Source organism: Streptomyces sp. NPDC093591 (genome assembly GCF_044764885.1).
GTDB lineage: Bacteria > Actinomycetota > Actinomycetes > Streptomycetales > Streptomycetaceae > Streptomyces.
The window spans coordinates 345,807-357,552 of the sequence record NZ_JBIWIY010000007.1 but is presented as its reverse complement, the minus strand read 5'-3'; the positions used below and the strand labels follow the sequence as shown (position 1 = coordinate 357,552).

Here is an 11,746-nt window from a genome sequence, read left to right as displayed (position 1 = left end):
GATCCGCTCGTCCGTGTGACGAAGCGTGGCCGAAACGCGTGTCGTGATTCTGTGACAAAAGCGTGACCGGAGGGGGATGTGTGACCTGGATGGCCGCTACAAAGGTTCCCGGCCCACACTGGCCCGATCCTTCGCCCAGGCCCTAGCGTGGCGGCATGGCACCCATTCCGAAACCCCCTGCCGAACCCCAGGACAGCCCGGACGCATATGTCGGTCTCGACGCCGGCCGGGCCGAGCGACTCGCCCGTGACCGCGGGTGGTCGACGGTGCGTTCGCTGCCGCCGGGGGCGATCATCACCATGGAATACCGAAGCGGTCGCCTGAACTTCGAGGTCAAGGACGGCCAGGTGGCGCGAGCCTGGAAGGGCTGACGAAAAGGCTGACACAGGGCGACGGCCCCGGTTCCTGTCGAGGAACCGGGGCCGTCGCGCCGCGGGGTGGTCGTGCGTACCGAACCCGCGGTCCGGGAAGGTCAGCCGCCCGCGAGGGGGCGGGCCGCCGGGGCCGCGCCGCGGGTGACGCGGTCCGGGTGCGGCGGGCGGCGGCTGCCGATCGGGGTGACCGGAGTGCGCTCCGCGCGCGCCGTGTGCGGGCCGGGCGCCAGATAGACGGGCGCCCGGGGCGAGCGGGGCACGGGGGCCGATTCGCACGCCGCGACCTCGTCGTCGGCGGTCGTGGGGCGCGGCTTGAGCATCACGGGGGCCGCGACCGGGGTGGCCGACGGGGGTCCCCCCGCGCGAGCCGGTTCGGGAGCGGGGGAGGACGTGGCGCCGGCCCGGCGCTCGCGCCAGCGGTCGCGCAGGTCGAAGATCCAGCTCTCGGAGCGGGCGATCAGCGGCTCGAACCACGGCAGGGCGAGGAGGATCAGCAGGCCTGCGGCCCAGCCCAGCAGAACGTCGCTCAGCCAGTGCGTACCGAGGTAGACGGTGGACAGGCCGACGCCCAGCGAGGTCACCGCCGACAGGGCCGACAGCCAGCGGCGCGCTCTCGGGGTCGAGGCCAGATACGCCAGGATTCCCCAGGTCACCACGGCGTTGGCGGTGTGGCCGCTGGGGAATATATCGCCGCCCAGCCACATCTCGTTGGAGCCGACGGTCGTTGCGTAGTGCGGTCCGAGGCGGCCCATGCCGAGCTTCGCGGCGCCCACTGTGACGTTCAGCAGCAGCAGCGAGACGCCGAGCGCGAGCAGCGGCCGCAGCGTGTGCTGGCGCCAGGAGCGCCAGCCCAGCCAGGCCGCGACCATCACTGCGGTCGGGCCGCGCTGGCCGAGCACCACGTAGTAGTCGACGAAGGCGTGGATCTCCGCCCACTGCTGGTACGGACGGAAGAACATGACCTGCCAGTCGAGCCGGACCAGCCAGGAGGTGATGACGATGGCCCACACGATGGCCCCGTAGAAGGCCAGGGTCGATGCGAACAGCACGATCCTGTGCCGCGTCATCCGCGGCACATCGATGTGGGCCGGACGTTCCGGCTCCCGGTCCAGCCTGGCGAAGACCCGGTCCAGACGGGTCAGCTTTCGTTCGGTACGCACCCAATCGACGTTACAGCGAGTGAGCGCAGTTCAAGGGCGATTCCACGGCTTTGTGATGACGATGTGATGTGGGATTCCTCTCAGGAGGAGGTTTATTTCCAAGGAATCCGTAATCGCCGGGCGCTACATCCTTCAATTCCTTTGATCATTTCGGCAGCTCGTTTTTCGCTGCTTATGAATTGGTTCACCGAATGATGGGATGGAATTCCCCTGGAGCTCACCGCGGGAGGGGCGGCCGTGCGGTCGGACGTGGCGTACGCCACACGCGCTCTGTGCGGAGTCTGAGAGGTCCGCCACTCGGCGCCGACGCGGACTCGCGTACTCTGACGAGTCACTCGCCTTCGTTGCGCGGGCCGGAGACCACCGCTCCTCTCCGGCCGAGTCACGGGGAGTCCCCACCCCGTGAGCCCGCCGGGGCGAGGGAACATCTGGGAGGTACGTACATGTCCGGGACGACCACGGCCGCCGCTGCGCTGCGCCGTCGGGCGGCCGGGGCCGGTGCCAACCGCTGGGTCGTCCTGGTCGTCCTGTGCGTCAGCCTGCTCCTCGTCGCCGTCGACGCGACCGTGCTGCACGTGGCGGTGCCCGCCGTCACCGAGGACCTCAGGCCCGGCGCGATAGAACTGCTCTGGATCGTCGACATCTACCCGCTGGTCTGCGCCTCGCTGCTGATCCTCTTCGGCACGCTCGGTGACCGCGTCGGCCGCAGACGGGTCCTGCTTCTGGGGTACGGCCTCTTCGGCCTCGCCTCCGGCCTCGCGTCCCTCGCGCACGACCCACAGGTGCTGATCCTGGCCCGTGCCCTGCTCGGCGTCGGCGGCGCGATGATCATGCCCGCGACCCTGTCGATCCTGCGCCAGGTCTTCCCCGACCGGCGTGAGCGGGCCCTCGCGATCGGCATCTGGAGCGCGGTGGCCGCGGTGGGCGCGGCGGTCGGACCCCTGCTCGGCGGCTTCCTCCTCGAGCACTTCTGGTGGGGCTCGGTCTTCCTCGTCAACATCCCGCTGATGCTGATCAGCCTCCCGGTGGGACGACTGCTGCTGCCCGAGTCGAAGGGCGACGGCAAGGGCCCCTGGGACGTGGTCGGCGCGCTGATGGCGGCGGGCGGTCTGTTCGGTGTCGTCCTGGGCGTGAAGCGGCTCGGCGGCGGAGAGGCGGTGGCCAGCGTGTTCACAGTGGCGCCGCTGGTCGTCGGCGCGGTGCTGCTGGTTCTCTTCGTGCGACGGCAGCGGCGCCGGGAGTTTCCGCTGGTGGACCTGCGGATGTTCGCCCGGCCGGCCTTCAGTACGTCCGTCGGGTGCATCGTGCTGGCGATGCTCGCGCTCGTGGGACTCGAACTGATCGCCGCGCAGTATCTGCAGCTGGTGCTGGGACTGTCGCCGCTGGAGACGGGGCTACGGCTGCTGCCGCTGACGTTCGCGGCGATGGCGTCCGGCCTCGCGGGGGCGCGGATGCTGCGGCGGTTCGGGCCCCGGCGGATGGTGTGCGCCGGGTTCTGTCTGACGGCCGTCGCGGTGCTGCTGCTGACGGCCATGGGCGGCGAGGACAATCCCGCGCTGCTGCTGTCCGGGTTCGTGCTGCTGGGCTTCGGGCTGGAGACGACGCTGTTCGGGGCGTACGAGTCGATGCTGAGCGAGGCTCCGCCCGAGCAGGCCGGTGGGGCGGCGGCGATCGGCGAGACGTCGTACCAGCTGGGTGCGGGGATCGGCATCGCGCTGCTGGGCAGCGTGATGAACGCGGCGTATGCCCCCGGGCTGACGAGCGTGTCGGGTGTTCCTTCGTCGGCCTCCGCGGCGGCTTCGCACTCGTTGGGGGAGGCCTACGAGGTTGCTGCGCAGCTGGGCGGGCCTGCGGGGGTGGCCCTGCAGCGGGCGGCTCGGGACTGTTTTGTGCACGGGCTGCATGTGACGTTGCTGGTGAGTGCGGGGTTGTTGCTGCTGGGGGCGGTGATGGCGTTGCGGTTGCCGCGGGTCATGCAGTGTGAGGCGCCTGCCGTGGAGTTGCCTGCGCAGAGGGAAGTCGCGGAGTCCCGCGTCTCGGTGTGACCAACCTTCTCCCGCCCACGCACCACCCGTTTCCAGTTCGTTGATGGGTGGACCTCTCCTGTGGGGGCTGGTCGCCGTCGGCGGCTTGCGGTGTGTGGGCGGTCGCGTGTGTGGAGCGGTTGCGTGTGTGGAGCGTTGCGTGTGGGGGGCGCGTGCGTGGGGCGGTCGCGGTTCGTGGAACTGCTGTGGTCCGTAGGGCGACCGTGGTACCTGGGGTGGTCGCGGTGTGTGCGGCGGCCGCGGTTCGTGAGGCTGTCGCGGTGCGCGGGGCAACCTACGTGGGGTGGTCGCGGTGCGTGGGGCAGCCGCGGTTCGTGGAACAGCCGTGATGCGCGGAAGAGCCGCGGTTCGTGGGAACGGCCGCGGCATGTGGAAACCGCCGCGGCATGGGAATCCGCCGCGGTGCGTCGGAGTCGTACTGGACGTGCGGGACACTGCGTCGTAGCGTCTGCGCAGAGTCGTAACTAGCGGCGCTAGTTTTAATCCTTGCCGGAGGGTGTCCCATGTCCGCGTCCTCGAAGTTGCCACCGTTCGACCCTGCCGACCCCCTCGGCATCGACGATCTCCTGGAGCCCGAGGACCTGGCGATTCGGAGCACCGTGCGGGAATGGGCCGCGGACCGGGTGGTGCCGTATGTCGCCGAGTGGTACGAGAAGGGCGAGCTGCCCGGGATTCGTGAGCTCGCCCGGGAGCTCGGGGGGATCGGCGCTCTCGGGATGTCCCTCGACGGGTACGGGTGTGCCGGTGCCTCCGCCGTGCAGTACGGGCTCGCCTGTCTGGAGCTGGAGGCCGCCGACTCCGGGATCCGGTCGCTCGTCTCCGTGCAGGGCTCCCTCGCCATGTACGCCATTCACCGGTTCGGGAGCGAGGAGCAGAAGCAGGAGTGGCTGCCTCGGATGGCTTCCGGTGAGGTCATCGGGTGCTTCGGGCTGACCGAACCGGATCACGGGTCCGACCCCGCCTCGATGCGGACCTACGCCAAGCGGGACGGTTCCGACTGGGTGCTGGGCGGGCGCAAGATGTGGATCACCAACGGGTCCGTCGCCGGGGTCGCCGTCGTGTGGGCGCAGACGGAGGAAGGGATTCGCGGGTTCGTCGTGCCCGCCGGCATCTCCGGGTTCTCCGCGCCGGAGATCAAGCACAAGCTGTCCCTGCGCGCGTCCGTGACCAGCGAACTCGTGCTCGACGACGTACGGCTGCCCGCTGAGGCCGTGCTGCCCGAGGTGGTCGGTCTGAAGGGGCCGCTCAGCTGTCTCTCGCACGCCCGCTACGGGATCGTGTGGGGTGCCATGGGTGCGGCGCGATCCTGTTTCGAGGCCGCCGTCGAATACGCGAAGACGCGGGAGCAGTTCGGTCGGCCGATCGGTGGCTTCCAGCTCACCCAGGCCAAGCTCGCCGACATGGCGCTCGAACTGCACAAGGGGATTCTGCTCGCCCATCATCTGGGGCGGCGCATGGACGCCGGCCGCCTGCGTCCCGAGCAGGTCAGCTTCGGCAAGCTCAACAACGTCCGCGAGGCCATCGACATCTGCCGTACGGCCCGGACGATTCTCGGTGCCAACGGGATCTCGCTCGAATACCCCGTGATGCGGCACGCGACCAACCTCGAATCGGTGCTCACCTACGAGGGCACCGTCGAGATGCACCAGCTCGTGCTGGGCAAGGCGCTCACCGGACTCGACGCCTTCCGCTGATCCCCACCAGGGGGCAGGGCCGGCGAGCGGCCCTGCCTCAGCTCTGGTTGTAGAAGCCGTCCGTGCGGTGCTGCGACGCCTCCCCGCTGATGATCTCCGTGTCGGCCGGAGTCAGCAGGAACACACGGTTGGACACGCGGTCGATCGAACCGCGCAGACCGAAGATGAGCCCCGCCGCGAAGTCGACGACGCGCTTGGCGTCGGCCGGCTCCATGGCCGTGAGGTTCATGATGACCGGGACCCCGTCCCGGAACAGCTCGCCGATGGCGCGGGCGTCCCGGAAGCTGTCCGGAGTGACCGTGCCGATACGGCGGCCCTTCTCCTCGGCGACATCCGTGGCCACCTTGACCCGCGGGTCGGTGACCCAGGCGTCCCCGGGCTCGGTCCCTTCGGAGTAGTCGTCGTCGTAGTAACGCTCGTCATCGTTGTCGTCAACGAGGCCCAGCCAGGCACTCGCCTTGCGCACCGATCCCATGGACGCCTCCTCTCACAGCGGTCTCTCTTACATTCCGCATCCCTATGGTCATCCATGATGCGGACGTCGTGCCAAGTGGATAGACGCCGCGCGGGGGGTTTGTGACGGTACTGGTGCACAGCGAATCCGTCGAGAGCCCGTGTCCCCCAAGGGGCATGCCACGTACGGCTGCTGACTGTGAGTGAAATATGATTCTTCACGGCGTATGGGTGACGCTGGGTGCGTACGGGTGAACGGGCCTGCCGTGGCCATCTGTACCAAGGTCGATACGATGCGGCAGCTCAGGGCAGTGAGAAGCGTCGTAAGAACCACGGGGGGCGTCGTGTTCGGAATCGTCAGGCCATGTCGTCATCGGCTCGGGGAGAAGCTCACCGGTGAATGGATGGCGCATTTGTGCGGGTTGTGCCTCTCGTTGCGCGGGGACCACGGTCAGTTCGCGCGGATCGTCACGAACTACGACGGCCTTCTCATCTCTGTTCTGACGGAGGCTCAGGCCGAGAAGAACAGTGGAATGCGGCGTACGGCGGGACCGTGCGCGTTGCGCGGGATGCGGACCGCGTCCGTCGCCCAGGGTGAGGGCGCGCGGCTCGCCGCCGCCGTCTCGCTGGTGCTCGCCTCGGCCAAGGTGCGGGACCACGTGGCCGACGGGGACGGGCTGCTGGCCCGTAAGCCCGTGGCGCTCGCCGCGCGCCGGGTGGCCTCCGGCTGGGGTGCGGCGGGTGCCCGTACCGGGTCCGCCGTCGGGTTCGACACCGCCGTACTCGTCGACGCCGTGGACCGGCAGGTCGGCATCGAGGCGCTCGCCGGGCCCGGCACGCCGATCCTCGCCGTCACCGAACCGACCGAGACGGCGACCGCCGCCGCCTTCGCGCACACCGCGATCCTGGCCGGACGGCCGCACAACGCCGAGCCGCTCGCCGAGGCCGGGCGGCTCTTCGGACGGCTGGCGCACCTCCTGGACGCCGTGGAGGACCAGGCGGCCGACGCCGAGTCGGGTGCCTGGAACCCGCTCACCGCGACCGGAACCTCGCTGCCCGAGGCGCGCCGGCTCGCCGACGACGCCGTACGGGGGGTGCGGCTGGCGCTGCGCGAGGTCGAGTTCGGCGATGCCAAGCTCGCGCATCTGCTGCTCGTGCACGAGCTGCGGCGGTCGGTGGACCGGGCGTTCGGCACGGTGCCGATGTGTGCGTCGCATCAGCCTGGGCCCTACGGGCAGCCACCGCAGGGGCAGGGACCGTACGGGGCGCCGCAGAATCCGTATGCCGGACAGAACCCGTACGCGGGAGGGAACCCGTACGCGGGCGGTGGGGGAGTGCCCGGTGGTGGTGGCCATGGGGGTCATGGTGGTGGCGGGGGTGGGGACTTCGGTGGGTTCGGTGGTGGGCCTGCCGCTCAGCCGCCGAAGGGGCGGCGGGGATTCTGGGCCGGCTGCGGGATGTTCTGGCTGCTGTGCTGCACCTGCAAGCTGTGCTGCGCGAAGGAGTACGAGGGGCCGTGGTCCCGCAAGAAGCGCGAGGGCTGCTGCCGTGACTGCGACTGTGACGGCTGCGACTGCTGCTGCCCCTGCGACGGCTGCTAGGGCCCGTCTCGCGGTCCCTGGAGGGGTGTCCGCAGAGGCGACTTCCGGACATCCCTGAAGTATGGGCGGCCGATGGTGGGGGAGGCGCCCGGGTTGGGCTCAGGTAGTCCACGGGAGCGTCGGCCGGTTGTATTGGTGTGCGAGGGGGCGTGCGGCGAACGGGACTTCGACCCGGCCGTCGAGGCGGAGCGTGATCTGCGGCGAGTGCAGGGCTGACCGGGGCAGAGACGGCCAACTCGCACAGATCGTTCAAAGATTGACGGCCGAAAGGCGCCCTTGCGGCTACCCACTGTTCGGCCGAATACTCCCCCTCAGCGCTTGTCAGGGGCACGGCGTGTTCGGAATCCGGACGTGCGGCCGTCTGACTGCGCCTCACGGGCCCCACCCCACGCGGGCCCCCGACTTCCCTTGGAGGGAACGAAACGTGAGGATCAAGCGCACCACCCCCCGCAGTGGCATTACGAGACGGACCCGGCTGATCGCCGTTTCCTCCGGCCTCGTGGCCGCAGCCGCGATCGCGATCCCCAACGCGACCGCCGCCGACTCTCCCACCACCTTCAGCGCCGCCGAGCTCAAGAGCGCCAGCGGCTCCGTGCTGAAGGCCGACATCCCGGGCACCGCCTGGGCGGTCGACAGCAAGACCAACCGCGTCATGGTGACCGTCGACAGCACGGTCTCCCAGGCGGAGATAGCGAAGATCAAGGAGCGGGCGGGCAGCAACGCCGACGCGCTCACGATCAAGCGCACCGCCGGCAAGTTCAGCAAGTTCATCCAGGGCGGCGACGCCATCTATGCGAGTAGCTGGCGCTGCTCGCTCGGCTTCAACGTCCAGGACAGCAGCGGCAACCAGTACTTCCTGACGGCCGGCCACTGCACCGACGGCGCCGGGACCTGGTACTCCAACTCCGGCCGCACCACGGTCATCGGCTCGACCGCGGGCTCCAGCTTCCCGGGCAACGACTACGGCATCGTGCGCTACTCCGGGTCCGTCAGCCGGCCCGGCACCGCGAACGGCGTGGACATCACCCGCGCGGCCACGCCGGCCGTGGGCACCACCGTCATCCGCGACGGCTCCACCACCGGTACGCACAGCGGCCGGGTCACCGCCCTCAATGCGACCGTCAACTACGGCGGCGGCGACGTCGTCGGCGGTCTGATCCAGACCACCGTCTGCGCCGAGCCCGGCGACTCCGGCGGTTCGCTCTACGGCAGCAACGGCACCGCGTACGGTCTGACCTCCGGCGGCAGCGGCAACTGCACCTCCGGTGGCACGACCTTCTTCCAGCCGGTCACGGAGGCCCTGAGCGCCTATGGCGTCAGCGTCTACTGACGTTCGGTCGCACGCCGGTATCCGTATGGCCTGATCCGTATGGCCTGATCGGCGTGGATTGACCTACGGCCAGCAGCATTCGAGCCCCCGCACGCAACTGTCGTGCGGGGGCTCACCCTTGTGTCCGGGCCGGATACCTGGGGGCGTGATGGTCGAGGAGAGCTCCTCGTTGACGCTGCCGATTCCGGTGTTGGTGCTTCCGATTCTGGTGGATTTGTTGCGGTTTATGGAAAAGGGGGCGCGGGTCGAGGTCTTCGGTTTCGGGGATGTGGAGGGTCGAATTCAAGACAGGAGTAGACCTTACGCACTGCCTATGAGTAGCTTGCTCCTGGTGTTTGCTGAGTGAAGAGAGCGGGTGTGACTGTGCACGGTCAAGGTGGCGAGGGGCGTGCAACCGTGTTCTACGCGCGTCCGGAAGTCGACCTTGTGCGCTCCCTGCAGGCATCGGAATAGTGAGCGTTGTTCAACCGGCCCGGACGCGGCATTTGTTGTGAGCCGCCTTCGTGGCCGTACGCCTTCCGGTTCGTGAGGTCCCCACAACCTCTCGGGCCGACCCCCCACAGGAGGACGTAAGTTGAAGCACCGACGCATACCCAAGCGGCGTGCAGCCGTGGCAGGTGCGGGCATCGCCGCGCTGGTTGCCGCGGGAGTGACCTTGCAGACTGCGAACGCCAGCGAGACGCCTGAGGCGTCCACGCCGAAGACGCTGTCGGTCGGCGCGGCCGGAAAGCTCGCCTCGACGCTGGCGAAGGACCTCGGCGCCGATGCCGCGGGGACCTACTACGACGCGCAGACCAAGAACCTGGTCGTGAACGTCCTCGACGAGGCCGCCGCCGACGCCGTCGAGGCGGCCGGCGCCAAGGCCAGAGTCGTCGAGAACTCCCTCGCCGAGCTGAAGAGCGCCCGTACGACGCTCAAGCAGGACGCGACCATTCCCGGCACCGCCTGGGTGACGGACCCGGCGACCAACAAGGTCGTCGTCACCGCCGACCGCACGGTGTCCGACGCCGAGTGGGCCAAGCTCGGCAAGGTCGTCGACGGGCTGGGTGCCACGGCGGAACTCAAGCGGACGAAGGGGGAGTTCAAGCCCTTCATCGCGGGTGGTGACGCCATCACCGGTGGCAGCGGGCGTTGCTCGCTCGGCTTCAACGTCGTCAAGGGCGGTGAGCCGTTCTTCCTGACCGCCGGGCACTGCACCGAGGGCATCACGGAGTGGTCGGACGCGGACGGCAACGCGATCGGCACCAACGCGGACTCCAGCTTCCCGGACAACGACTACGGGCTGGTCAAGTACACCGCCGAGGTCGACCACCCGAGCGAGGTCAACCTCTACAACGGCTCCTCGCAGGCCATCAGTGGTGCCGCCGAGGCCACCGTCGGTATGGCCGTCACGCGGAGCGGTTCGACCACCCAGGTGCACGAGGGCAAGGTCACCGGCCTGGACGCCACCGTGAACTACGGCAACGGTGACATCGTCAACGGGCTGATCCAGACCGACGTCTGCGCCGAGCCCGGTGACAGTGGTGGCTCGCTGTTCTCCGGTGACAAGGCGATCGGGCTCACGTCCGGTGGCAGCGGTGACTGCACCTCCGGTGGGGAGACGTTCTTCCAGCCGGTGACGGAGGCGCTGTCGGCCACGGGTACTGAGATCGGCTGATCGTTCGTCGCTTCGTGAAGTCCCGCCCCTGTGTGTGAGGGGCGGGACTTTTCGTGTGGTGTGCGGCTTTGGTGCCGGGTGCCTGCGGCGCCTGTGCCGGTTCGGTGGGGGTTCGCGTAGCGCCTGAGGGTGGTGGGTGGTCGGGGCCGGGGGGGGGGGGGGGGGGGGGGGGGGGGGGGGGGGGGGGGGGGGGGGGGGGGGGGGGGGGGGGGGGGGGGGGGGGGGGGGGGGTGTCCGTCCTCGGTCCGGTGGTGGGCGTACTGCCAGGAGGTGCCGTTTCTTGACACCGGACTCTGCGGGCGGACACCCCCCGACGCGTCCCCTCGCGGCCGTACGCGGCTGCGGGTGTGTTCGGCCGGGCGGCTACGGCTTCTGGGGCGGGGGCGTTCGCAGTCGTGCCGCCAGTAGCGTGATCGCGGTTCCTGCCGCAGCCCAGGCCGAGAGGACCAGGAGTGAGGCGGTTGTGTCGTTGCCCTTGAAGTAGGCGATCGAGCGGGTGGCCCATGTTCCCGCGCCCGGTGGCAGGGCCGGGCCGATGTCTCTCCAGAACGGGGGGAGCAGTGGGGGTGGGAGGGCGCCGCCCGCGCTGGGGTTGCCCAGGATGACGATGATCAGGATGACCAGGCCGATGCCCGCCAGGCCGAAGATGGCCTGGAAGGCGAGCGTGGCCGCGCCCACCGCGAAGATGATCAGGGCGCCGACACCCCAGAGTGCGGCGATGCTGCCGGGGAGGGCGCCCAGGATCGGGCCGACGATCAGGGCGCCGCCGAGGCCGCCGACCAGGGCGACCACGGCCATGGCGATGAGGCGGATCACCGAGCGTCTTGGGGTGGGGCGGCCGGCGCCCGAGCTGATCGTCATGATCGAGGCGCAGAGGTAGCCGCCCACGCACCAGCCCACGGTCACGTAGAAGGACGTGAGCCCGTTGGCGTCGTGGCGGTCGGCCGGGGCCACGTCGATGGTGCGCAGGGTGCGAGCCTCGGATTTCTCCAGGGTGGTGAGCAGGGACTCCAGGGTGGTGGCCAGTACCTTTCCGCCTCCGGTGGCGACCAGGAGGGTGTCGGTGGTGCCGGTCGGGTCGAGCAGCAGGGCGCCGTCGATGTCGCGGTTCAGGATCTGCTTGCGGGCCGTCGCTTCGTCGGCCACGGCGCGCGGGTCCAGGGGATCGCCGGGCAGGTTCTCGAGGCGGGTCACCGCCTGCTGGGCGGCGGCTTGGGGTGCCACGACCCCGAAGGGCACGTCCTTGGGCTTCGGGTCGTGGAGCGCTCCTACATAGGAGGCGATGAAGAGCAGGGCGAGGGCGACCACGCCGGTCACGAGCAGCGTGGCCCGGGGGGTGACGGCGTCCTTCACCTCGGCCATGAAGGAGCTGGGAGGAGGGGTGGCGCCCTGGGTCTGCGTCATGCCCCCACGGTCCGGGCCGTGCGGTGTT

9 protein-coding genes are annotated in these 11,746 nt (G+C 69.7%); 6 read left to right on the top strand and 3 right to left on the bottom strand.

All coding sequences use genetic code 11. The features are described from left to right. Positions 1–155 precede the first annotated feature (155 nt). Entirely contained in the window at positions 156–371 is a 216-nt protein-coding gene (locus ACIREI_RS17725) for an I78 family peptidase inhibitor (RefSeq protein WP_048582474.1), read from the top strand. A gap of 101 nt (positions 372–472) precedes the next feature. On the opposite strand, the gene ACIREI_RS17720 is transcribed toward ACIREI_RS17725, so the two are convergent. Continuing rightward, positions 473–1,534, bottom strand: a complete 1,062-nt coding sequence (locus tag ACIREI_RS17720; RefSeq protein ID WP_403333594.1) for a phosphatase PAP2 family protein — start codon at positions 1,532–1,534, stop codon at positions 473–475. Between the two features lie 443 nt (positions 1,535–1,977). On the opposite strand from ACIREI_RS17720, the gene ACIREI_RS17715 reads away from it, so the two are divergent. Together ACIREI_RS17715 and ACIREI_RS17710 are read left to right on the top strand one after the other, a co-directional pair. Then, a complete protein-coding gene (locus ACIREI_RS17715; RefSeq protein WP_403333592.1) occupies positions 1,978–3,579 on the top strand; it encodes an MFS transporter in 1,602 nt (533 codons plus the stop codon). 503 nt (positions 3,580–4,082) lie between these two features. Further along, positions 4,083–5,273, top strand: a complete 1,191-nt coding sequence (locus tag ACIREI_RS17710; protein WP_403333590.1) for an acyl-CoA dehydrogenase family protein — start codon at positions 4,083–4,085, stop codon at positions 5,271–5,273. A gap of 37 nt (positions 5,274–5,310) precedes the next feature. Here ACIREI_RS17710 and ACIREI_RS17705 read toward each other — a convergent pair whose 3' ends face one another. Further along, complete coding sequence (locus ACIREI_RS17705; protein WP_062701561.1) at positions 5,311–5,748, bottom strand: cell division protein SepF; 438 nt, start codon at positions 5,746–5,748, stop codon at positions 5,311–5,313. Between the two features lie 322 nt (positions 5,749–6,070). Between ACIREI_RS17705 and ACIREI_RS17700 the strand changes: the two genes are divergently transcribed. The 3 genes from ACIREI_RS17700 (at position 6,071) to ACIREI_RS17690 (ending at position 10,314) form a co-directional block, all read left to right on the top strand. Continuing rightward, complete coding sequence (locus ACIREI_RS17700) at positions 6,071–7,327, top strand: DUF5685 family protein (RefSeq protein ID WP_403333588.1); 1,257 nt, start codon at positions 6,071–6,073, stop codon at positions 7,325–7,327. A gap of 424 nt (positions 7,328–7,751) precedes the next feature. Next, a complete protein-coding gene (locus tag ACIREI_RS17695; protein WP_403333586.1) occupies positions 7,752–8,657 on the top strand; it encodes a S1 family peptidase in 906 nt (301 codons plus the stop codon). Between the two features lie 574 nt (positions 8,658–9,231). Beyond that, a complete protein-coding gene (locus ACIREI_RS17690; protein WP_403333584.1) occupies positions 9,232–10,314 on the top strand; it encodes a S1 family peptidase in 1,083 nt (360 codons plus the stop codon). Between the two features lie 363 nt (positions 10,315–10,677). Here the strand turns inward: ACIREI_RS17690 and ACIREI_RS17685 are convergent, their stop codons facing one another. After that, positions 10,678–11,718, bottom strand: a complete 1,041-nt coding sequence (locus tag ACIREI_RS17685; protein WP_403333582.1) for a DUF3533 domain-containing protein — start codon at positions 11,716–11,718, stop codon at positions 10,678–10,680. Positions 11,719–11,746: the final 28 nt, after the last annotated feature.

Bases quoted from the DNA above. Each gene is read 5' to 3' on its own strand.
- ACIREI_RS17725 (WP_048582474.1), top strand. From the start codon at position 156: ATGGCACCCATTCCGAAACCCCCTGCCGAACCCCAGGACAGCCCGGAC.
- ACIREI_RS17715 (WP_403333592.1), top strand. From the start codon at position 1,978: ATGTCCGGGACGACCACGGCCGCCGCTGCGCTGCGCCGTCGGGCGGCC.
- ACIREI_RS17710 (WP_403333590.1), top strand. From the start codon at position 4,083: ATGTCCGCGTCCTCGAAGTTGCCACCGTTCGACCCTGCCGACCCCCTC.
- ACIREI_RS17705 (WP_062701561.1), bottom strand. From the start codon at position 5,748: ATGGGATCGGTGCGCAAGGCGAGTGCCTGGCTGGGCCTCGTTGACGAC.
- ACIREI_RS17685 (WP_403333582.1), bottom strand. From the start codon at position 11,718: ATGACGCAGACCCAGGGCGCCACCCCTCCTCCCAGCTCCTTCATGGCC.